The organism is Winogradskyella sp. HB-48, from assembly GCF_049942685.1.
Classification (GTDB): domain Bacteria; phylum Bacteroidota; class Bacteroidia; order Flavobacteriales; family Flavobacteriaceae; genus Winogradskyella.
Genome location: NZ_CP187934.1, coordinates 1,268,938 through 1,292,769 on the forward strand (window position 1 = coordinate 1,268,938; position 23,832 = coordinate 1,292,769).

The 23,832-nt window shown below is 39.0% G+C and carries 14 protein-coding genes; 1 reads left to right on the top strand and 13 read right to left on the bottom strand.

Annotation, left to right across the window (positions count from 1 at the left end):
- Nucleotides 1-13: 13 nt before the first annotated feature.
- The 5 genes from ACPX19_RS05655 to ACPX19_RS05675 form a co-directional block, all read right to left on the bottom strand.
- A complete protein-coding gene (locus ACPX19_RS05655) occupies nt 14-5,524 on the bottom strand; it encodes a choice-of-anchor L domain-containing protein (protein WP_426432018.1) in 5,511 nt (1,836 codons plus the stop codon).
- Nucleotides 5,525-5,807: 283 nt separating this feature from the next.
- Nucleotides 5,808-7,724: an OmpA family protein gene (locus ACPX19_RS05660; protein ID WP_426432015.1), complete on the bottom strand. Its 1,917-nt coding sequence runs from the start codon at nt 7,722-7,724 to the stop codon at nt 5,808-5,810.
- 19 nt (nt 7,725-7,743) lie between these two features.
- Complete coding sequence (locus tag ACPX19_RS05665; RefSeq protein WP_426432016.1) at nt 7,744-8,655, bottom strand: PorP/SprF family type IX secretion system membrane protein; 912 nt, start codon at nt 8,653-8,655, stop codon at nt 7,744-7,746.
- Between the two features lie 28 nt (nt 8,656-8,683).
- The gene (locus ACPX19_RS05670; RefSeq protein WP_426432020.1) at nt 8,684-14,107 is read right to left on the bottom strand and encodes a fibronectin type III domain-containing protein; all 5,424 of its coding nucleotides are present in this window, start codon (nt 14,105-14,107) and stop codon (nt 8,684-8,686) included.
- Between the two features lie 210 nt (nt 14,108-14,317).
- Nucleotides 14,318-15,268 carry an endonuclease/exonuclease/phosphatase family protein gene (locus ACPX19_RS05675; protein WP_426432021.1) on the bottom strand — a complete coding sequence of 317 codons (951 nt, stop codon included), beginning with the start codon at nt 15,266-15,268 and terminating at the stop codon, nt 14,318-14,320.
- 73 nt (nt 15,269-15,341) lie between these two features.
- Between ACPX19_RS05675 and hflX the strand changes: the two genes are divergently transcribed.
- Nucleotides 15,342-16,553 carry a GTPase HflX gene (gene hflX, locus ACPX19_RS05680; protein WP_426432022.1) on the top strand — a complete coding sequence of 404 codons (1,212 nt, stop codon included), beginning with the start codon at nt 15,342-15,344 and terminating at the stop codon, nt 16,551-16,553.
- A 56-nt stretch (nt 16,554-16,609) separates the two neighbouring features.
- Here hflX and ACPX19_RS05685 read toward each other — a convergent pair whose 3' ends face one another.
- From ACPX19_RS05685 to sufD, 8 genes are all read right to left on the bottom strand, one after another.
- Nucleotides 16,610-17,521 (bottom strand): DUF3078 domain-containing protein, encoded by a 912-nt coding sequence (locus tag ACPX19_RS05685; RefSeq protein ID WP_426432023.1) that lies wholly within the window; start codon nt 17,519-17,521, stop codon nt 16,610-16,612.
- Nucleotides 17,522-17,649: 128 nt separating this feature from the next.
- Nucleotides 17,650-18,159 carry a DUF2480 family protein gene (locus ACPX19_RS05690; protein WP_426432024.1) on the bottom strand — a complete coding sequence of 170 codons (510 nt, stop codon included), beginning with the start codon at nt 18,157-18,159 and terminating at the stop codon, nt 17,650-17,652.
- 2 nt (nt 18,160-18,161) lie between these two features.
- Nucleotides 18,162-19,601, bottom strand: coding sequence for a hydroxymethylglutaryl-CoA synthase family protein (locus tag ACPX19_RS05695; protein ID WP_426432025.1), 1,440 nt, complete (start codon nt 19,599-19,601; stop codon nt 18,162-18,164).
- A 10-nt stretch (nt 19,602-19,611) separates the two neighbouring features.
- Complete coding sequence (locus ACPX19_RS05700; protein WP_426432026.1) at nt 19,612-19,938, bottom strand: DUF59 domain-containing protein; 327 nt, start codon at nt 19,936-19,938, stop codon at nt 19,612-19,614.
- A 1-nt stretch (nt 19,939) separates the two neighbouring features.
- Nucleotides 19,940-20,362, bottom strand: a complete 423-nt coding sequence (locus tag ACPX19_RS05705; protein ID WP_426432435.1) for a SufE family protein — start codon at nt 20,360-20,362, stop codon at nt 19,940-19,942.
- Between the two features lie 34 nt (nt 20,363-20,396).
- Nucleotides 20,397-21,230 carry an META domain-containing protein gene (locus ACPX19_RS05710; RefSeq protein ID WP_426432027.1) on the bottom strand — a complete coding sequence of 278 codons (834 nt, stop codon included), beginning with the start codon at nt 21,228-21,230 and terminating at the stop codon, nt 20,397-20,399.
- Between the two features lie 47 nt (nt 21,231-21,277).
- Entirely contained in the window at nt 21,278-22,516 is a 1,239-nt protein-coding gene (locus ACPX19_RS05715) for an aminotransferase class V-fold PLP-dependent enzyme (RefSeq protein ID WP_426432029.1), read from the bottom strand.
- Entirely contained in the window at nt 22,517-23,830 is a 1,314-nt protein-coding gene (gene sufD / locus ACPX19_RS05720) for a Fe-S cluster assembly protein SufD (protein WP_426432031.1), read from the bottom strand.
- Between the last annotated feature and the right edge of the window lie 2 nt (nt 23,831-23,832).

Sequence of the window (23,832 nt, forward strand, 5' to 3'; positions counted from 1 at the left end):
TTCAGTTAGTCGATTATCTGTTTATGTATACCCATGCGCTCTTTGTCTTCGCACCGCCCTCGTAGACTACGGTATAGAAATACGTTCCTACCGGCAGCTCTTCGCCGTCGTTGGTCTGGCCCTCCCACTCATCTACGTAATTGTTTTTAGAGTATACAAGCGTACCGTTCCTGTTGTAGATCTCCAACCTCACTACGTTGAAACTACTAAGGTCGAAACGGTCATTAAGCCCCGGACTTACACCTGGAGATATACCTTCTGGGAAAATACAAGAGTCTAATTCTGCCACAGTAGTAGTTATGGTATTGGTACAGCCGGTAGCATTGAAAGTAATTTCGGCAGAATAATCCCCTGAGACTAAGACAGTATCGAGGGCTAATCCACTAGCCCCGGCAATAACAACACCGTCCAATAGCCAGGTTACGGAAACATCAGCAGCAGTGAAGTTATCTGGTATGATACCTATTGTAATTGGCACTGTTGCGTTAGGGCAAACTTCATAATTGTATTCTGGATCGAATGTTGCTAATGGAAGTGTGCCGACAATCAGTTCAAAACTATTTGTAACATAGCAGCCTTCATAACTTACTGATTCTACTCGAACGTAAACGGTCTCACCTGAACTCGTATAAAAATTAGGTAATGCGTTTTCACCATTTTCAGCATCAACTTGAGACGTGTGGTAAGAAACAATAAATTGTGAAGGATCTTGTTCATTTAAGATATCTAAAGCATGAGATGCAAGATCAAACTCAGCTTCAATACCATTTCCACACTCAGTATAATCTACACTATCAGCTGTATGAGAGGGTTCAATAACAATCAAATCAAATGGAGCTACACTATGACATCCAGTCGTATTATCCTCTACTCTAACATAAACTGTTTGAGGGTTGGAAATATTAGTATATGGTTCATCTGTAATTGCATCAGTATTTGTATCTGCATCACTTTCAGATAAATGATAGGAAATAGTGTGATTATTCGGATCTAAATTACCTAACACGACAGTATCATTGTCACTGAGAAAAAATGGAGCTTCTCCGGTTGCTGAACAACTTTCTAAATCTGATGGGTCTTCATTAAGAGCAGGTGGTTGTAGAAACTCAACAAGTATTTCATCAATTAGAAAACATTGACTTGAAAATATTACTTGTGCTGTATATAAGTCTGGCTCGGTAACAGTTAATGTTGAGGAATTTTCTCCGTCGATAACTATACCATTTTTAAACCAAAAATGGTTAAGGTTAGGTGCCCCAGTATCTAAGACCACCGGCTCCCCTAAACAGGCAGCTTCTCCAGATGCTATAGTTATATCTTCACCTAAGTCAAGTTCGCCTAGATCAAAACTTCCAGCTTTTAAGAATACACCAGAATCAAATGCCGAATCACTTTGATCTGCAATAACTAATTTAATATGATATGTTTCACCAATATTTACAGCTGATTGTGCGGTAAATACAGTTGTTCTACCGTCAAAAGAAATGGGAGGTAAATTATCTGGAATATATCCACCAAAGTATTCTTCATTTTCAGCATCACAGCCAGGGTTAGCTAAATGAATATTGGTGACTAAAATGGGTGTTGTTGTATTAGGTAATACAGCTAGGTTAGTGGTTACACCATTAGAATCTGTTAAAAGAAACGCAAATGCATCAGAAAATGTACATTCAAAAGTACCACCAGTATTTCCATTATATTCTTCGGAGGCCATTAAGAAATCAAAACTAATTTCTTGTGCTAGTGGGACAAAATCAAATTCAATTATTGTAGCATTGTTTGTTGTAGTAATCCCAACCGCATTTTCTAGATCAGTATCTCCAGGCCATGCTGAAGATCCATCACTCATCGCATTTACATTTGGACCAGAGGCTAGGTTTGCATCACCAGTTGTAAGAATAATACCCTCATCAAACGGAAAACCAATACCATCTCCTTGCATTGAGAAATAACCTATTCCATTTTCTTCACCAAAATCTGTTCCTGTTGAATAAGTAATATTAGATATTTGAGCACATTCGCCACCAATTAAAATGTCCTGTACTAATTGTTCTACAGTATAAGTAGTTTGATCTACCAGAACATTATCAAGCCCTGGTCTTATACATAAATCAAAAGTCGTATCCTCATTACCAGAGCCTGCAGAGAATACTCTTACGTAGTATGTATTCCCTACGGTTAAAGTTGGTGTGATTAAAGCATCATCTGTAGAACAATATATTTCAGTCAAAGAGCCACAAGCTCCCTCATATAAACCATGATCTAAATTTGTAGATGAGCCACTTATATTTTCTAATGAGATAAGATGGGTATCATCAGTTGCTACAAATTCAAACCATACATCATCATCAGGATCCCCAGAACAGCTACCACTTGGCACTCCAGAAGGAGTGGCTTCGAGTAAAGTTCCAGAAGTTATGATGGTACATTCTCCATCAGTATTAACAACTGCTACTGTAGCTTCAGCACAATTATCATTATCAGGTGGACAAGCTAGTAATTCAAAAGTATCACTACTTATCGTACAATTGTTGTCCTGTTCGTTCATTACAAAAACATTTACAGCAGAACCAAACGGGAAAGGTCCAGCCTGGTACACGCCCGTTGCCAGAGCCTGCAGTGTAGAAGCATCAAAATCGTTCGAGATTTCCAAAGATGAGGCATCTCCCAAGCTCGTCACGTCGACATCTATGAAGAATTGGTTGTTCGCACAATCTGGAACAGTTGTGTATGTAGCCTCAGGCAGGGTACACAACAGCTCCTGGATGTTTACCGTAAAGTCCAAGGTCACCCCCCAAGAACCATTGTAGCATGGATTTGGTGTTGCTTGGCCAAAATCAGCAGTACCAATACGCATTCTATGCACGCCAAGAGGTGCGGTCAGAGGCATAACAAATGAAGCATCTAGCGTTGTTGGGTTGGCATTGGTAGAGGTTCCGGAAAAAACAAGTTCTGTTGCGTTATCAAATACTAAGTCATCATTAAAGTCAATCCAGATATTGGTATCATAAGTAAATCCTGTTGCAAAGGTAACAGCCACATTGGTTTCAATGCCTTGGAAAACATTAACCGTTGGGGAAGTTTGATCTTCATAGGTCACATCACCTAAGCTTGGGAAGTCTGTTATTCCTATCGTTACGTTTGTAACACCCTGACCATCATTACTGGAAGGTTCCGACTGGCAATACCCTGTATAGAACGAGCCAGGACCAGCAAATGAGCTAATGTTCATAGGGTCGCACACTGCCTGTACATAGAAATCGTAATCCGTGTCGGAAGTCAGGCCGTCTAAAACGTAAGGGTTTGTGGCAACACCGGTAACCAATGTCCCTGTGCCAGGAGTAAACCCTGCAGGGCCATATTCTATGTTCCAAGCAGTTGAAGCACCAGTCTCGGTCCAGCCTACTTCCGTAGAGGTTAGACTCAAGTTGGTGGAAGTCAGGTCTGTTGGCTCTGGACATGTAGGGATACCCCTTACACGGAAGTTGTCCACGAACACGTCATTATCTTGAGGGTCATCTACCGTACCTTCGGAGCCTAAGATTCCGAACTGTACGGTCTGGCCAGCATAGGCCTCTAGTGTAACTACTGGGTGTTCACCTGCAGGTGATACCACGGAAGTATTATCATAAGTTAAAAGAGGCGTCCAGGTTATACCGTTGTCGTTGGTGATGAGCAATTGGACAATATCGTCAGAGCCCAATGTGCCAGCATTGGTAGAGCTACCGAACTGCATGATCCCAAAATCAAACTCTACTTGGAAAGGCCCACCTGTCAGATCAAACTGAGGGGATAAAATCCAATCACTTTTGGCGGCAAGCCATAAGTTGATTTTATAGGCACCCGTAAAGCCGTTGTTAAGGAAGCCATCCGTACCCCAAGCACCGGCACCAAAATCACCAGGCCCTGTAGTTGCATCGCCACTATCCGCCTCGTCCCAACAATCGGGGATTATAGTTGTAAACTGCTCTAGATAGTCGGGGGTATATACATCACAAAGCGTCTCAAAAGCAAATGGTCCAGTCCAACCGCTAAGTTCGCTGCCACAGTTGGCCTGTACATAATAGTCGTATGCCGTTACCGCGGTCAATCCCGTAACGGTATAAGGGTTAGTGACGCCAGTATAGGTTGGTGTTCCCGTAGGAGCTGTGCCGGACGTTACGATTTCGATATTCCAAGACGCTACGCTACCGTCCTGCGACCAGCTTAGTTCGGCGCTGTTAGCGGTAATCGCCGTAGCAGTTAACGATGCAGGGTTAAAGCACGAAGGGGCTTCATCGAAGGTCACATCATCAATTGCGATATCATCATAGAAGTCGCCTGTTACAATCTCGGAGAATATAAAACGAGCCTGAACGTCGCCCGTAATGGTAAGGGTGCTCAGGTCTATGACGATCAGAGCCCACCCGCCAGTATTGGTATTGTAAGTGGCCATAGGGTTCCAAGCAGTACCGTCCCAAACCTCTACATCCAAATTACTGTTGGCATTGCCCTCGTTGTCGCTTATCAAATAGAAAGATAGAGCGGGCGCGGCCAGGCCAGCAACATCGACCAATGGGCTTGTAAGGGTTCTTACACCGTCATTCCCAGAGGCATCACACCATGCGAAGTAGTTGTTAGAAGCCGTGGAACCCGTAATGGTACCATTGTTACCTACATGGGTTCCGGCCGCATTGTCGTTAAAGAACCAATCTTCGCCACCGTCCATGGACCAACAAAGAGGTATTGTTCCCCCATTTTCGAAACCTTCTGTATAAGGAGCAACGAATGTTACGCATTCTGTGGTAAAGATATAAGGCCCTACCCACAAGCTAAGATCTCCAGTTCCACAATTGGCTTGATAGTATACATAATAATCAGTAGCTGGATTCAATCCTGTCAAAGGAATATTCGGAGAACCACTAGGGGAAACGGAAACTTCAGCCTCACCATTTCCAGGAGTAAAATCAGAAACACTATTATATTCAATATTCCAGTCAGTTTCTGATAGACCTGCTGTCCAGTCTAGGTTAGCAGCAGTGGCAGTTACCATACTAGCAGTCATGCCCGAAGGGTCAATACATGTTGGAGCTTCAAAAAGCGTTATTACAATGTTCGACCAATTTGCATCCGAGCCACCAAAACTTTGGTTTAGGACTATATCTATGTATCCATCTGTTGTAGGGTCGTAAGCACCAGCCAAGTCACCCGAAAAAGTAAGGGTTGTATCTCCTCCATTGTTGCCTCCACCTGTTGTTGGGGGATCTATAGTCACAGAGCCAGCAGTAGTGGTAAAGGTTATATCAGCTTCAGAAGACCAAGGACCGCCACCGCCAGCACTCCAGTCTACAGTAATAGTGAAAGAATCATAAGCACCTGAAGAGGAAGCAGAAACACCTGCTGAATTAGCTGTATCGTTTAGGTTAATGGTAACAGCGGATCCTTGAGCTACATTTACAGGGCCTACAATAGGACTGAAATCATATTGGGCACTTGCAGTAATCCAGAACCCTAGCATGATAAGAAATAAGGTAGTCTTTTTCATTGTTTTGATTTTGATATTAAATAACTAAACCTTTTAAGTATTTAAAGCTAGAAAGGAATAATTTCTTTTTAAATTTATATAGAGATTATCGAATACAGATTATAAAGTATAATTAACAATTTCAAGATAGGATTAATTTTAAAAAAAAGAGTATTAACATTTTATCAATATTATTATAATAGATTAAATACTCTTATTTTCGATTAAAGGCTATCCATTACGATAAAAAGACAAAAAAGCGCCCCGTGAAAATGGGGCGCTTTTTTTATCGTAAAGTCAGGTTTTACTGTTGTTCATTTGGTCCGCCGCCAACTATTTTAAACTCGGAACGTCTGTTTTGCTGGTGTTCTTCGTCGCTGCAGTTGGATCCACAATTGACCTTAGGCTCGGACTCACCCTTGCCCTCAGCAGAAATACGTGAAGCGTCTATACCCTTTGAAATTACGTATTGTTGGGTACTCTTAGCTCTGCGCTGCGACAGTCTTTGGTTGTATGAATCGGATCCTCTGCTGTCCGTATGGGAGGTTGCGTTGATCACCAGTTCCGGGTACTTGTTCATGATCTGTACCAGTTTGTCCAGTTCAAAAGCCGCCTGTGCGGTGATGTTGGACCTATCGAAATCAAAATAGATCGGGTTAAGCACGATTTCCTCAGGGGTCATGATTTTCTCTATAGGGTCCAGAGATATCTGAACGGCCAGTTCCTCTTCGCTGGTCCCTTTTACCGGTACTTTCTTGCTTTCAAAATCTTCCATGACCACTTCCAGTTCGGTATCCTGTTCGCACTCGACTATGAATTCGGCAACACCCTCTTCGTTCGTTGTTTTTGAAACGATTTTATTACCGTCCGCATCATATAAGGACACGGAAGCACCACTTAAGGGCTCTCTGGTTGTATCATCTAAAACAGTCGCTGTTATTAAAACATCGCAAAGCGGCTGAAGCTTTTTAAAGGCATAGACATCATCACTGCCTTTGCCACCTTCCCTGTTAGAGGACACAAAACCTTCCTCGGTTTCCTCGTTGATGGTAAAGGCAAAATCGTCACCGTTGCTGTTGATAGGGATGCCGACATTCCTTACGGGCGCCATCTTTCCATCAACAACCTTGGTATAGAACACATCCATACCGCCAAGTCCCAAATGCCCGTTGGAAGAGAAATAAAGCGTATTGTTGCTGCTGATGTACGGGAACATTTCCTGTCCCTCGGTGTTGACCTTCTGTCCCAAGTTCTCAGGCTCTCCCAAAGTACCATCTTCATTGATGGCCGCTTTGTAAATATCGAAGTTACCGTAACCACCAGGCATGTTAGAGGAAAAATATAGAGTAGATCCGTCGGCACTTACAGAAGGATTTTTAACCGAATAGTTTTCGCTGTTTATGGCTAAACTTTCAACGGTATCCCAATCATTCCCCAATTTGGTAGCTTTGAACAAATAAAGCTGGCTATAACGCACTTTACTTAAAGAGTCTTTTTGAAAATCCTTTTCAAAATAACTTTCTCTTGAAAAGTACATGGTCTTGCCATCTGGTGTAAAGGACACTAAGCCTTCGTGATATTTAGTGTTGATTTTGTCATTCATCAACGTTGCATTACCATAAGCACCATCAGAATTTTTGGTAAGTGTATAAATATCCAAAAAAGGTTCTTCGTTCCAACCGTAGGTTTTTCGGTTGTCATTTCTGGCAGAGGTAATGAAAAGCTTACCATCATTCACTATCCCACCAAAATCAGACTGCGCTGAGTTAAAACCTGCGTCTTGTACATTAAACTTTTTACCTTGTTCAAGAATTTTTGGCAAATAGTTAGGGTTCTTTCTAAATGCAGTTGCCCTATTATCTGCAGGTCGCATGGAAGCGAACTTTTCCATTTGCTTGTTGGACTCGTCATATTTGCCGTTGGCCTTGAGCATTTCGGAATATTTATAGATCATCTCAGGATTATCTTCAGACTCTAAAGCTTTGGCATACCATTTTTCCGCTTCAACGGTATTGAAGATGTTGTAATAGCACTCGGCCAATTGTCCGTACACATAAGGCGATCCGTCCCCTTTGTCGATAAGCTTTTTATAGCTTTCGGCGGCATCGACGTATTCGAACCTGGCGAATTCCTTGTCGGCCTTTTTGGTGTCCTTGTTCTGAGCAGTTAAGCATAGACCACTCATCAACGAGATAAATAATAGTGTTTTTAAGTTTTTCATAATTGTTTAGCTTAACCGGTTAGAAGTATCTAGGTGAACGTGAAACGCGTTTCGGGAAATTAAGGTCGAACAGGAGCATCACCTCATGAGAGGCAGGCGCAAATGCCTTGATATCCGATGATACGGCATCATAGGCATAACCCACTCTGAGGGATGGCGACAGCGCAAAATTGACCAGACCCGAGAACGAATCGTCCAATCTGTACGAAGCACCGATTTCAAACTTTTTGAAGAACCTTGCGTTAAGGTTCACATCAAAAGACGTAGGTGCATTAAAAGCAGATTTAACCATAAAAGAAGGTTTCAGTTCTGTATTTGCCGACAAATCAAAAACATAACCTCCTGTTACAAAGTAGTGCTGTGTTTCAGAGCCGATTTTATTTCCGTTAGAATCAAGGTGGACAGATGCCAACATATTTGGGACCGATACAGATAAATAATATTTATTTGTGTAATAGAAAAAACCAGCACCAATATTTGGTGTGGTTTCATTTATCTGCATACCAAAGAAGGGATCACCAGCATCAATGACATCAACGTTACCAGTAGTAAGATTTATGTCATGAAATGTGGCTCCCGCCTTCACACCGAAGGCTAGGCGGTGCTCGCCGCCCAGTTTCAAGGTATAGGACAGGTCAACGTAGGCGTTGGTCTCTTTGACAGGGCCTAATTGGTCCGCGATCAAGGATACACCCAATCCAAGGTTATTACCAATAGGTGAGTGGCCAAAAAATGTTCCGGTCTCTGGACCACCATCAATTCTAGACCACTGGTTTCTGTATAATAATCCGAATGAAAGATTCTCTCTAGAACCTGCATAAGCTGGATTAACAATATTCATATTATACATGTACTGCGTGTACTGTGGGTCTTGTTGCCCGTACGTTTGCAACGCGAGGAGCAAAACCGCTATTATCGTGAGTTTTTTCATTATAATTTAAGTTGATTCAGTTAGTCGATTATCTGTTTATGTATACCCATGCGCTCTTTGTCTTCGCACCGCCCTCGTAGACTACGGTATAGAAATACGTTCCTACCGGCAGCTCTTCGCCGTCGTTGGTCTGGCCCTCCCACTCATCTACGTAATTGTTTTTAGAGTATACAAGCGTACCGTTCCTGTTGTAGATCTCCAACCTCACTACGTTGAAACTACTAAGGTCGAAACGGTCATTAAGCCCCGGACTTACACCTGGAGATATACCTTCTGGGAAAATACAAGAGTCTAATTCTGCCACAGTAGTAGTTATGGTATTGGTACAGCCGGTAGCATTGAAAGTAATTTCGGCAGAATAATCCCCTGAGACTAAGACAGTATCGAGGGCTAATCCACTAGCCCCGGCAATAACAACACCGTCCAATAGCCAGGTTACGGAAACATCAGCAGCAGTGAAGTTATCTGGTATGATACCTATTGTAATTGGCACTGTTGCGTTAGGGCAAACTTCATAATTGTATTCTGGATCGAATGTTGCTAATGGAACTAAATCAACTTCTAAGTTAAAAGAAGTGGTTTCATAACAACCAGTATTGTTATCTTCAACCCTTACATATACAGTTTCACCGCTACTGGTGTAAGGACTTGTTAAAGAAGCAGCATTGTTATCAGCATCTGCTTGAGACGAATGATAAGTAATAGTAACATCCGGGTTAGTACTTATTTCATCGTTGATTGAAGTTAAATCAAATTGTGTCTCCCCATCAACATTACCATCTTGGTCGTCACAAACTACAAAATCAGCTGGTTGATTAGCCATTGGTCTTGGATTGACCACTAAGTCTACCTGAGATAATTGACGACATCCTAGGAATCCATCATTTGAAGCATTAGCATCTTCAATTCTTATGATTAATGTTTCACCACTAGTTGTGTAAGGAGAACTAACAGGATTTATTGCTTGGTTAGCATCATTAGTATTAGTATAATAACTTGCAACAAAATCAGCACCTAATCCGAAAGACGCAGTTAAAGCATCTAAATCAAATTCTTCCACACCATCAGATCCAGGACTATCACATACAGTAATATTCTGAGTTTCTATAGTAGGTGATTCATCATATAATCTAATATCAACTAAAGCAGAGAAATATGTTTCACTTTGGTCACAAATTCCACCAAGTACTTGAACTTGGTATGTTCCAGATTCAGTTACTGTTAGGTTAGGTTGGTTATAATCAGGAATAATAAAACCATCTTGATACCATCTAAATTCATCTACGGAATAGAATGTACTAGCTGTGAGCTCAACACTTTCAAAACCACAAAACTCAAAAGTTTCATCTGGGGATATTGGATCTTCAATATCATCTTCAATTTCACCACCTTCTAGAGCTAAGGTAACATCACAAACAACGTCACAATTAGTCCCGTCTGGTGGACCAGAATCTTGGGTAAATGTATAGAAACCAGCTTGCTGAGAGAAATTAGTTATTAATATAACATACACTGAATTTGCAGGTACATTAGTTAATGTAATAGTTTCACTCGCTGTTGCAGAATAGCTACAATCCGCAATAGTTTCTGGTAATAAATCTACACAACCACCTTGTTGATCTACAAAAGGTCCCCAAACAATAAAGTCAATATCTAGAGGTGTACCTGTTGCACTTGTTTGGTCTAAACTAAACACATAATCTCCTGCTAAATCAAAATTAATTGTGTTCCATTGAGGATCTGGCTGAGAGAACAAACAGTCGTAATCTAAATATGGAGGGGCCACTTGGTCTCCAACAATACTTTCATATTGGATTGAAGGATCAGCACAGATAGGCAGTGCATCTAAACAATATGTAGGGGTGCCTAATGTGCTTATACATAAATCAAACGTGCTTGTTTCACTATTACTACCAGCAGAAAAAACTCTTAAGTAATATGTGTTACCAACAATTAGTGAAGGGGTAAGACTAAATGTGTCAGTAGAACAGTAAATTTCTACAAGGTTATTGCAATCTCCTTCGTATAACGCATGATCTAAGTTGGTAGTACCACCTGTTATGTTTTGGATATCAATAATTTGTTGGTCACCAAGAGCTGTGAATTCAAACCATACATCATCATCAGGATCCCCAGAACAGCTACCACTTGGCACTCCAGAAGGGGTTGCTGCTAAGATAGTTCCAGAATTAGTTGTGTCACAACTTTCATCGGCATTCACAAATGCCACAGTTGCTGAAATACACTCATCATTATCAGGTGGACAAGCCAATACTTCATAAAAGTCACTACTTATCGTACAATTGTTGTCCTGTTCGTTCATTACAAAAATCTTAACAGTATTTCCAAACGGGAAAGGTCCAGCCTGGTACACGCCCGTTGCCAGAGCCTGCAGTGTAGAAGCATCAAAATCGTTCGAGATTTCCAAAGATGAGGCATCTCCCAAGCTCGTCACGTCGACATCTATGAAGAATTGGTTGTTCGCACAATCTGGAACAGTTGTGTATGTGGCCTCAGGCAGGGTACACAACAGCTCCTGGATGTTTACCGTAAAGTCCAAGGTCACCCCCCAAGAACCATTGTAGCATGGATTTGGTGTTGCTTGGCCAAAATCAGCAGTACCAATACGCATTCTATGCACGCCAAGAGGTGCGGTCAGAGGCATAACAAATGAAGCATCTAGCGTTGTTGGGTTGGCATTGGTAGAGGTTCCGGAAAAAACAAGTTCTGTTGCGTTATCAAATACTAAGTCATCATTAAAGTCAATCCAGATATTGGTATCATAAGTAAATCCTGTTGCAAAGGTAACAGCCACATTGGTTTCAATGCCTTGGAAAACATTAACCGTTGGGGAAGTTTGATCTTCATAGGTCACATCACCTAAGCTTGGGAAGTCTGTTATTCCTATCGTTACGTTTGTAACACCCTGACCATCATTACTGGAAGGTTCCGACTGGCAATACCCTGTATAGAACGAGCCAGGACCAGCAAATGAGCTAATGTTCATAGGGTCGCACACTGCCTGTACATAGAAATCGTAATCCGTGTCGGAAGTCAGGCCGTCTAAAACGTAAGGGTTTGTGGCAACACCGGTAACCAATGTCCCTGTGCCAGGAGTAAACCCTGCAGGGCCATATTCTATGTTCCAAGCAGTTGAAGCACCAGTCTCGGTCCAGCCTACTTCCGTAGAGGTTAGACTCAAGTTGGTGGAAGTCAGGTCTGTTGGCTCTGGACATGTAGGGATACCCCTTACACGGAAGTTGTCCACGAACACGTCATTATCTTGAGGGTCATCTACCGTACCTTCGGAGCCTAAGATTCCGAACTGTACGGTCTGGCCAGCATAGGCCTCTAGTGTAACTACTGGGTGTTCACCTGCAGGTGATACCACGGAAGTATTATCATAAGTTAAAAGAGGCGTCCAGGTTATACCGTTGTCGTTGGTGATGAGCAATTGGACAATATCGTCAGAGCCCAATGTGCCAGCATTGGTAGAGCTACCGAACTGCATGATCCCAAAATCAAACTCTACTTGGAAAGGCCCACCTGTCAGATCAAACTGAGGGGATAAAATCCAATCACTTTTGGCGGCAAGCCATAAGTTGATTTTATAGGCACCCGTAAAGCCGTTGTTAAGGAAGCCATCCGTACCCCAAGCACCGGCACCAAAATCACCAGGCCCTGTAGTTGCATCGCCACTATCCGCCTCGTCCCAACAATCGGGGATTATAGTTGTAAACTGCTCTAGATAGTCGGGGGTATATACATCACAAAGCGTCTCAAAAGCAAATGGTCCAGTCCAACCGCTAAGTTCGCTGCCACAGTTGGCCTGTACATAATAGTCGTATGCCGTTACCGCGGTCAATCCCGTAACGGTATAAGGGTTAGTGACGCCAGTATAGGTTGGTGTTCCCGTAGGAGCTGTGCCGGACGTTACGATTTCGATATTCCAAGACGCTACGCTACCGTCCTGCGACCAGCTTAGTTCGGCGCTGTTAGCGGTAATCGCCGTAGCAGTTAACGATGCAGGGTTAAAGCACGAAGGGGCTTCATCGAAGGTCACATCATCAATTGCGATATCATCATAGAAGTCGCCTGTTACAATCTCGGAGAATATAAAACGAGCCTGAACGTCGCCCGTAATGGTAAGGGTGCTCAGGTCTATGACGATCAGAGCCCACCCGCCAGTATTGGTATTGTAAGTGGCCATAGGGTTCCAAGCAGTACCGTCCCAAACCTCTACATCCAAATTACTGTTGGCATTGCCCTCGTTGTCGCTTATCAAATAGAAAGATAGAGCGGGCGCGGCCAGGCCAGCAACATCGACCAATGGGCTTGTAAGGGTTCTTACACCGTCATTCCCAGAGGCATCACACCATGCGAAGTAGTTGTTAGAAGCCGTGGAACCCGTAATGGTACCATTGTTACCTACATGGGTTCCGGCCGCATTGTCGTTAAAGAACCAATCTTCGCCACCGTCCATGGACCAACAAAGAGGTATTGTTCCCCCATTTTCGAAACCTTCTGTATAAGGAGCAACGAATGTTACGCACTCAGTTGTAAAAGCAAACGGGCCTACCCATGAGCTTACATCTCCACCGCAATCGGATTGTAAGTAGTAAACATAATTAGTAGCTGCTGTCAATCCAGTAATGGTAAAAGGGTTTGTAGTAGCAACATTAGTAGGAGTTTCAGTCTGTATAGAGCCTTCAGGTACAACTTCAACATTCCATATAGTTGCAGTGCCATTTTCTGTCCATGACAAAGTTACACTATCAGAATTGGACGTAACAACAGCAAGATCAGATGGTTCAGGACATGTAACTTCAAAAATATTTATGTCATCAAAACCAAAACCTTCGTCTGTAACAGATCCGTCAGAACCAAATGCAATTCTAAATATTACATTTGATTGTCCTCCTAAACCTGTAAGAGCGTGTCTTGCGGTTACCCAAGCATTTGTACCAGCAGCACCGGTTCCTGACCAACCTTCTTGTTGACCACCTGGATTACCGTTAATAGTATTATCGGTGTACCAATTGTTTGGGTCACCATTAGCCCCAACATTAACCCAAGTGGTACCTCCATCAATAGAAGATTGAAGTACAGCGCCATCCCAGCTAAATTCGATATCGTACCAAATACTCAATTCTATTGAAGGTGCTATAAGTGATGAGAAATCAAATACAGGACTTGTGACCCAAGAGTTTTCGTTAGAATTATAATTACCAGAGAGATTGGTTACCCAAGCGTTTGTCCCTGATGCAGCACTATTAATAATAGCACCAGTTGGTGTGCCTAAAGCCCATGTGCCATTTGTTGTGTTGTTGGCGACCCAACCACCATCACCAGACTCAAAGTCTTCGGTGTATGGAAAAGTAGTTATTTGTGCTTGTACACTTGTAATCGCAACAAATGAAAGCAGAAATAAAAATAGAGTAATCTTTTTCATTATTAATCGGTTTGTTAGAAATTATTTAACCCCTTACAATGCATTGATTATAAAGGATTTATTTTTTTTAGTTTTTATGAGGCTTGGGGAAGCATAGAGTGACGTTGACTAGACGTTCTTTTATGCACATTCGAATATATAAAAAATGCCTATTAACATGATGTTAACAATGCTATAATAGATGAACTACTTTATTTATCGATAAATGGTTTAAAGGCTTTTGAATTGCACATATACCGGAAAATGATCGCTATATCCTCCTTTATATTTTTTACCAACATAAGTTCTAAATGGTTGCCCTTTGTACTTTCCATGATACTGAGTTACAAAATTTGAATTAAAAACATCTGCTTTCACAAATTTTAAATTAGAACTATTAAAATTGAAGAAATTATTTGTAAACAAAATTTGGTCAAACATGTTCCATTGGAAGTTATGGTTTAGACTTCCTTTATTATGTGATTGAATTGTCTTAAATGGATTATAGAGACTACTTTCTTTTTCAAGAAGACTAATGCTTTCATTTTCTGGATTATCATTAAAATCGCCCATGACTATAATCTTGGCATCATTATTTTCATTTTTGAGCCTAGCAATTATTGAATTAACCACATCAGCAGCCGCTATACGCTTGTATTCAGTTTCTTTTTCTCCTTCTCTACGAGATGACCAATGATTAACAATAATATGTAATTTTTCATTTCCAAATCTTCCCTGTACCAGAAGAATATCTCTTGTGTAGTCTCGTAAACCTAAATCATTTTGTAAATAGACTGAAAACGTTTCTGAATTTTCTACTTCAAACAGATTGGTTTTGTAAAGCAAAGCAACATCAACTCCTCTCTCATCCAATGAATCAAAGTGTACAAAATCATAACCTAAATCTATAAGATGTTCACTGTTTGTTAAATCCATCAATACATTACGATTTTCAACCTCAGCTAAACCAATAATAACTGGCGCTGTTCCTGTATTTTCTTCTCCAATTTTAGTAATAACACTCCCTATTTTTCTAAGTTTATTTTGATATCGCTTAGATGTCCATCGTTTTGCAGAAGTAGGTAAAAAATCATCGTCATTTGTTAAGGGATCATTTTCTATATCGAATAAATTTTCAATATTATAAAAGGCAATAGTATGCAGAGCTGAAGATGTATTCATGGGATTAAATATAGGTTTTTTAAAGTGTATAAAGAAAATGACATTTGTTTAACTTTGCACTTTAATTTACTTTATGATAGAGAGAAAAGATATAGAATTAGAACAAGTTGCACTGGTTGGAATTATCACACAAGAGCAAGATGAAGAAAAATCCAAAGAATATTTAGATGAGCTTGAATTTTTAACTTTCACTGCAGGTGGAGAAGTTGTGAAACGATTCACTCAGAAAATGACAATGCCAAATCCTAAAACCTTTATAGGAACAGGTAAGATGGAAGAGGTGATGAACTTTGTGAAAGATAATGAAGTGGGTACAGTAATTTTTGACGATGAACTTTCACCAGCCCAAGAACGTAATATCAGCAAAATTCTAAACTGTAAAATTTTAGATAGAACCAACCTCATTTTAGACATATTTGCCCAACGCGCACAAACCAGTTATGCCAGAACACAGGTAGAATTAGCACAGTGCGAATACTTGCTGCCAAGACTTAAAGGAATGTGGACGCACCTTGAACGACAAAAAGGTGGTATTGGTATGCGAGGTCCAGGGGAAACAGAGATAGAAACTGATAGACGTATAGTGCGTGATAAGATTGCCTTGTTAAAGGAGAAAATAAAAACCATTGATAAGCAGATGGCTGTTCAGCGTGGCAATAGAGGTAAAATGGTACGTGTAGCTTTGGTAGGATATACCAATGTTGGCAAATCTACTTTAATGAATGTGATTAGCAAGAGTGAAGTATTCGCCGAAAACAAACTCTTCGCAACCTTAGATACAACGGTTAGAAAAGTTGTTATTGGCAACTTGCCATTTTTGATAAGCGATACGGTAGGTTTCATAAGAAAATTACCAACGCAGTTGGTAGAATCCTTTAAAAGTACTTTAGACGAAGTGCGAGAAGCAGATTTATTGCTTCACGTGGTAGATATTTCCCATTCTAATTTTGAAGAACACATAGAATCGGTAAATCAAATTCTAGATGAAATAGACAGCAAGGACAAACCGACGATAATGGTTTTTAATAAGATTGATGCATATGAGCCAGAGCCTTTTGACGAAGACGATTTGGTTGAAGAGCGCACCAAAGCCAATTTCACAATTGAAGAATGGAAAAAAACTTGGATGTCTAGAGTAGGTGACAATGCACTTTTCATTTCGGCATTGAATAAGGAAAATATGGAAGAATTTAGAAAACGCGTCTATCAAGAAGTGCGAGAAATTCACGTAACGCGTTTTCCATACAATCATTTCCTATATCCAGACGTTGAAGATATTACTTAAAAAAACCCATCAATTTAAGTTGATGGGCTTTTTATCTATTTTAGGCTATATATTCTTTAGAACTTATAGCTTAAACCTATTGTATAGTAAGACTGTAATTTGTTGTCAGCATCACCTAAAGCAACACCTTGCGCATTAGCAGCTTCTTGTTTATTGCTTCTTAAAGCAAAATCAAAACCAACACCAATCATTTTCCATAAGGTATAACCAAATGAGTTTGTCCATGTCCAGTTAGAAAGATCACCGTCTTTGTAACTTTGGAATGTAGAGAAGTTAGTTTTAAAATTTACAGCACCAATTTGTCTAGTGTAATCTGCTACAATTTTTGCACCAAATGATGAATCAAATACGGTATCTCCACTAGAGAATACGAAATTGTAGTTGGCAGGATGTATAACCACAACTAAGTTTTCAATAGGAGTCCATGTAGCACCAACACCAAGGTCTAAATATCCTGGATCGTTGAAATTGTCTAATAATGTAGTTCTATATTCAGCTAAACCAGAAATAGCCCATTTTTCATTTAACCTCTGTCCATAAAGTGAAGAAAGGTTGAAAACATCTGTTGTTGGATTAAAATCTTTATCTGCATCAGTACCATTATCCTTATCGTCTAATTTTACCCAGTTAAGATTTGTTGTTAAAGCATTTCTCCAAAAATATTTATCTTCAATTTTATTCGCAAATGCATTAACTGTTATCCCTATGTTACCAGAAACATTATTTGGTGTTCCTTGCGCATACCAATTATTAAAGTTAGATAAGTTACCACCAATAGTTCCAAATGCACCTACTCTCCAACCTGGTAAAGCATCAATTTGTGCTTGGATAGCATTAGCCTCAGCCTGAAACTTGTCAGCTTCAGCTTGTTTTTCAGCTTTTTGGGCTTGTAATTCCTCTTTAGTTTGAGAAAAACCAAAAGTTATCACAAACATTAGTAACACTGATAAAAGTAATTTTTTGTTCATAATGAATTAAGTTTTAATAATTTAAGTTGTTATAGTTTACAAATATACACGTTTATTGATGCGTTTTATATGTTTTTTACACATCCAATCAATACTGTTTAGACGTAAAAAAACTAAATAAGTCACATTTATTTTTTCCTTTTGAATAAAGGTACAGCAGAACACGCTTCGCCAAACATAATAGATTTGGCGATTGGTTTTAATTTTTGAGACAGTAAAACCAATGCATTAACAGGAACAGGCTTATTTGAACACCCTTTTATTATAACAGGTAAATCTTGGTAAACCGAAAGGTCTAAATTAGAAATTATAGAAGTGTAAAGTATAGATTCTAAACGCTCTAGAGATCCAATAACAGTTGATTTTGAATACCCTTGAAGTTCAATACTGATCATCATATAAGCCCAATCTGGAATTATGGCATCAGTTGAACAGTGTAGTGCTACATAGCAGTCTTTATATTGTGACCAATCATGTTCCTTAACGTAGGCTCTAAAATCATTTTCACGTAGTACTAAGCCTTCAAGCAACCAATCTTTTATGTCAAATAAAACACGACGACCGCTAGGATAGAAGTCTTCAAGATCAATAACCTTAAGTTTACTATTAGCAACCCTATTTATAATTTCTTCTGCCATTCTTATTTTACACTGTAGCGACGTAATCCATAATTGGTTTCTTCTCGCTCAATAAAGTCTAACGAAATTTTACTTCCGTTATGTATTGGGGATTCAAGTTTAGCACGATGAATGTTTTCATAGGTGTCTACATCTATAGAAGTTCTTTGATTTAAGGTTTCAAATAAATGAACATCGGACAATCTGGATTTCCAATTTTCTTGAACAACTCCTTCAAAAACCTTGGATTTTGAGCCACTCCCATAGGCTATAAAACCAATAGTTTTTCCTGATAGTTCTGTATTACTATTGTAACCATCTGACAACAAACTCAAAAGGGACATGAAAATTGATGCAGTGTACATATTACCAATTTCTGAAGAAGCTAGCTCTCCTTGAGCAATTTTTGTATTAATAAACGTGCTGTACAAATGAGATTTGTAAGCGTTTTTAGACCATTCTTTTTTATCTGAATCTTCAAATCGTCCTATCTCATTTTCTAATTCTCTATAAATATTAGAAGTTTTGATCCAATTTAACCAATTGTCAAAAATGATCCGTCTTCCATGAAACGCATAGGGTAAATGAAATACAATTTTGTGCCAATCGCTATTAAAAGCTATTTCTTTTTGACTTTTAAAATGGGAGAGAGCTTCTGTAATTCTATCATTATAGCAGGCATTAGAAAACTGACCGTCAAAAATGGGTTCTTCCTTAAAGACTTCCACAATGTCACTTCCATCAGACCAAAATTCAGAATCAGAAGAAGCCATAAATTCATTTATTTTTTCATCAGATGTATCTAAATTTAAATTCTTGAATACTGATTTTAGAAGCTCTGCTTTTTTATAGGTTCTCCTAGGTTTAAAGAAGTCACCCTCACTTTTAGAGGCAACTCCCCAAACATTATTTATTTCTATGATAGATGGATTATGACTTACCAAAACTGCAACTGCGCCAGCACCTTGGGTATACTCTCCGGTAGAATTAATATCATATTTAGAAAGGTCTGAAGCAATTACTACAGCTTTTCTGTTAACGTCTTGTTTTACCCAATCTATGCTATTATGTAAAGCGTCTACAGCTCCAACACAAGCAAAGGTCATATCTAAAACGTCGCAATGTTTGAAGCTACGCTCACCGTAAGTTTTAGCAAGTTCGTTTTCAACAATTTCTACAGCATAGGTTGCTGTAGGTTTGGATCCATCTATGGCACTTTCTGTACCTAAATACACACGACCGATTTCATTTGGATCGATGTTGTTTTGAGTAATAAGATTCAATAAGGCATTAGCAGCAAACGTTGCAGCGTCTTCGCCAATATTCGGTACGGCCATTTTTTGAAGACCCAGCCCTTTTTTTAATTTTTCTGCTGGAATTCCTCTCGCCTCAGCAAGATTATCCATAGAAACATAAAGTTGTGGAACATAAAATGCTATTGCGTCAATTCCTGTATTGCTCATAATGCTCAATTTATAACATTCCTAATTCTAACTTAGCCTCTTCGCTCATTAGGTCTTGTGACCAAGGCGGATCAAAAGTAATTTCTACCTCAGCATCCTTGACTTCATTAATAGATTTAACCTTTTCTTCAACTTCCAAAGGTAAAGTTTCAGCCACTGGGCAATTTGGGGTGGTTAAGGTCATTAAAATCTTTACCTCATAATCTTCATTAACAAAGACATCATATATCAATCCTAATTCGTAGATATCTACAGGAATTTCTGGGTCGTAAATGGTTTTTAAAACGCGTACTATTTTATCTCCAAGTACATTAGTTTCTATAGTTGATTCGCTCATCTTAGTTCAACTGTGTTTGGTATGCAATGGCATACATTTTTAATTGTTTTATCATGCTAACCAATCCGTTAGCTCTTGTGGGCGATAAGTGCTCTTTTAAACCAATCTTATCAATAAAATCAGTATTAGCCTCGATGATATCTTTTGGGTGTTGATTAGAGAACACTCTAATTAAAATAGCAATGATGCCCTTTGTAATAATGGCATCGCTATCTGCTGTGAATTCTATTTTGTTATCGTTCATTTCAGCATGTACCCAAACCTTACTTTGGCAACCTTTTATGATATGGTCATCGGTTTTATATTGCTCGTCGATTAAAGGCAGGGTTTTGCCTAAATCTATCATGTATTGATAGCGCTCTTCCCAATCGTCAAACATTGAAAACTCATCTATAATTTCGTTTTGAATTTCTTCAATAGTCATAATCAAACTCATTTGAAGCAAAGTTACAAAATCACTATTGTTTAGTTGCATTTTCTGCCATAGATAACACTTTATTAACTAGTGTTTCTATTTCTTTCGGAGGAGCTCCATGATCAAAGGTAGGAGTCATCATTATAACATCTCCTTTTATGACAGATAATGTTGCGTGTGGTGCACCATCATAAAGGCGTTTGTCCGTTGGTGCTTTTAGCAAATCTAGATTTTCTACTACTGAATTACTCAATAGTTCGTTTAGTGCTTTCCAATCTTGAGGATTACAATGATAGGTATTCATATTCTCTAAACCTCTATCTTTTGAAATTTTGATATTGTGTTCAGAAATCTCAATATGTTCAAAAGACCCTCTTGTTGAGGTTTCATAAATAACCGCGAATTTTTTGTAATTATCTTTTACAATATCACTTTTACCGGGTCTTGAAGCATCACTTTTTATGGCCGTAAAAATCTTAGTATCTTCATTAAAAAAAACAATTGAGTCATTTTTTATAGTAAAAGAGTTAACTTCACTTAGGGCCTTTATATATTCTTTTTCTAAGTTGTTTTGCTCTGCGCCACAATACTTTTTAGAAGTTGCGATTGGCCCGAATTTAATTGTGTTTTCTTTAAGGGTATAATTTCCAAAAAAGGTGTTGCAACCAGAAAATCCTGAAGCATGATTAATAGAATCTTTAAAGGTTATCGTAAGAGCTTTTGAAGAAACGTCTTTACATTCTAATTGATTTATACTGTAGGTTCCTGATAAGCTAGATTGTGCCATATGTTCTTTATGTTCCGTAAGTGTTTCCTTAACAGAATTACAAGATCCTGTAAGTGCAACCAAAGTAAAAATACTGAGTAAAAATTTCATAAAATAAAGATTTTATTAGCCTAAGTTACACTTTTGATGCCAAACTATTACGAAAGCATCGCAACAGCTTTCTTTAATGCTGAGATAAATATATCGATTTCCTCTTTCGTATTATAGAACATGAATGACGCTCTTATGGTACCAGGAATATTATAAAAATCCATAATAGGTTGTGCGCAATGATGTCCTGTGCGTACTGCAATTCCCATTTTATCTAATATGGTACCAATATCATAGGGATGAATGTTACCAACATTAAAGGAAATAACAGAAGTTTTATGTTTAGAGGTGCCATAAATCGTTAAGCCTTCAATGTTTTGAAGTTGCTTAGTGGCATAGACTAAAAGTTCATGCTCGTATTGCGCAATAGCATCAAAACCAATAGAGTTCATGTAGTCTAAAGCCGCACCAAAAGCAATGCCACCACAAACATTTGGTGTACCAGCTTCAAACTTATGAGGTAAATCGGCGTAAGTGGTTTTTTCAAACGAAACTTCGGCAATCATTTCGCCACCTCCTTGATAAGGGGGTAACTTTTTGAGCCATTCTTCTTTTCCGTAGAGCATACCAATACCTGTAGGGCCACAAATTTTATGTGCTGAACATACATAGAAATCAACATCTAATGCTTGTACATCGGGTTTTATATGCGGGCACGACTGTGCACCATCTACTAATACTGCAGCGCCAACTTTGTGCGCTTTTTCTATTATGGTTTCAATAGGATTAATAGTCCCTAAAGCATTTGATATATGATTAACAAAAACAAGTTTTGTGTTTTGATTAAGCAGTTTGTCAAATTCTGAGAGTACCAAATCACCATTTGTGTTCATTGGTATAACTTTAAGAACAGCACCTGTGCTCTCGCAAAGCATTTGCCATGGCACAATATTGCTATGATGTTCTAAGGCAGAAACAATGATCTCATCTCCTTTCTTTAAAAGTGAAGAAAACCCATTGGCCACCAAGTTAATACCGTGTGTAGTGCCAGAAGTAAAAATAATCTCGTACGCTTTAGCGGCATTAAAGTGCTTTTGAATTTTAATACGTGCTTGCTCGTAAGCATCAGTAGCTTCTTGGCTCAATGCATGAACACCTCTATGAATATTGGCATTATAATTAGAATAATAATCAACTATTGTATCGATAACTTGCTGTGGGGTTTGTGAGGTTGCAGCATTATCGAAATAGATTAAAGGCTTACCATTAACTTTTCGCTTAAGGATAGGAAAATCCTTCCTTATCTCTTTTACATTGAACGTGGTATGACTTAAAGCTTCACTCATTTATAAATCAAACCCAATATTAACTCCTAATTTTCCGGCTATAATTTTAGTGATTCTATTTTTAATTTCTGGGATTTTCACAGAGTCCAAAACGTTATTACTAAACGCAAACATTAACAGTCCTCTGGCTTCTTTTTCAGGAATACCACGAGATCGGAGGTAAAACATAGCACTTTCATCCAGCTGCCCAATAGTACAGCCATGGGAGCACTTGACGTCGTCTGCAAAAATCTCAAGTTGAGGTTTAGTGTTTATTGAAGCTTTATCACTTAACAAAATATTATTATTCGCTTGAAAGGCATCCGTTTTCTGCGCTTCTTTTTCAACCAAAACCTTGCCGTTAAACACACCTGTTGCACTATCGCCAAAAATACCTTTATAATCCTGATGGCTCTCGCAATTAGGTTCAATATGGTGCACCAAAGTGTTATGGTCTACGTGTTGTTTATTACCAATAATGGTAATGCCTTTCATGGTCGAGTCGATGCGCTCTCCGTTTTGATAAAAGTTTAGATTGTTTCTAGTAATCTTTCCACCGAATGAGAAGGTATGGACTTTAGCAATACTTTCTTGTTTTTGGTTGATAAACGTATTGTCAATTAACGAAGCCGATTCTCTATCGTTCTGAATTTTGTAGTAATCTACAATGGCACGTTTGTTGGCAAATATCTCTGTCACAGAATTTGTTAAGACAGGATTGTCTGTTAAGCTCTGATGACGTTCAATAATCTGAACATGCGAATTTTCGTCAACAACAACTAGATTTCGAGGTTGAAGCATTAAAGCTGCTTCATTACCTGTAGAAAAGTGTAAAATTTGTATTGGCTTTTCAACCAATTTATTCTTAGGAATATGAATATAAGCACCTTCTGCTGAGAACGCAGTATTTAAAGAGGATAGACCATCTTTAGCAGCGATTTTATTGAAATAATTTTCAATGACCAATCTGTATTTTGGCTTGGTCAGTGCAGCAGACATTAAACAAACATCGATGCCATCATGTGTAGTTTGCGATAAATGGGAAGAATATTTACCATCAATAAAGACGATTTTGTAAGCATCTATATCGTGGATAAAATACTTCTTTACGTCTTTGAAATCTAATGCTTCTTCATGCTTAGGAAATACACTATAATCGTACTTTAAAATTGAATTTAATGATGTATACTTCCATGCTTCCTGACGTTTGGTAGGAAACCCTTCGTTTTCAAAATGTTTTATAGCCTCCGTTCTTATATCATGGACTGGTGAGTCTACATCTACCGTATCCTCAAAAGCCATAAAAGAAGACACTAACTTTTCTTTTAATTCCATTT

Bases quoted from the DNA above. Each gene is read 5' to 3' on its own strand.
- ACPX19_RS05655 (WP_426432018.1), bottom strand. From the start codon at position 5,524: ATGAAAAAGACTACCTTATTTCTTATCATGCTAGGGTTCTGGATTACT.
- ACPX19_RS05660 (WP_426432015.1), bottom strand. From the start codon at position 7,724: ATGAAAAACTTAAAAACACTATTATTTATCTCGTTGATGAGTGGTCTA.
- ACPX19_RS05665 (WP_426432016.1), bottom strand. From the start codon at position 8,655: ATGAAAAAACTCACGATAATAGCGGTTTTGCTCCTCGCGTTGCAAACG.
- ACPX19_RS05670 (WP_426432020.1), bottom strand. From the start codon at position 14,107: ATGAAAAAGATTACTCTATTTTTATTTCTGCTTTCATTTGTTGCGATT.
- ACPX19_RS05675 (WP_426432021.1), bottom strand. From the start codon at position 15,268: ATGAATACATCTTCAGCTCTGCATACTATTGCCTTTTATAATATTGAA.
- hflX (WP_426432022.1), top strand. From the start codon at position 15,342: ATGATAGAGAGAAAAGATATAGAATTAGAACAAGTTGCACTGGTTGGA.
- ACPX19_RS05685 (WP_426432023.1), bottom strand. From the start codon at position 17,521: ATGAACAAAAAATTACTTTTATCAGTGTTACTAATGTTTGTGATAACT.
- ACPX19_RS05690 (WP_426432024.1), bottom strand. From the start codon at position 18,159: ATGGCAGAAGAAATTATAAATAGGGTTGCTAATAGTAAACTTAAGGTT.
- ACPX19_RS05695 (WP_426432025.1), bottom strand. From the start codon at position 19,601: ATGAGCAATACAGGAATTGACGCAATAGCATTTTATGTTCCACAACTT.
- ACPX19_RS05700 (WP_426432026.1), bottom strand. From the start codon at position 19,938: ATGAGCGAATCAACTATAGAAACTAATGTACTTGGAGATAAAATAGTA.
- ACPX19_RS05705 (WP_426432435.1), bottom strand. From the start codon at position 20,362: ATGACTATTGAAGAAATTCAAAACGAAATTATAGATGAGTTTTCAATG.
- ACPX19_RS05710 (WP_426432027.1), bottom strand. From the start codon at position 21,230: ATGAAATTTTTACTCAGTATTTTTACTTTGGTTGCACTTACAGGATCT.
- ACPX19_RS05715 (WP_426432029.1), bottom strand. From the start codon at position 22,516: ATGAGTGAAGCTTTAAGTCATACCACGTTCAATGTAAAAGAGATAAGG.
- sufD (WP_426432031.1), bottom strand. From the start codon at position 23,830: ATGGAATTAAAAGAAAAGTTAGTGTCTTCTTTTATGGCTTTTGAGGAT.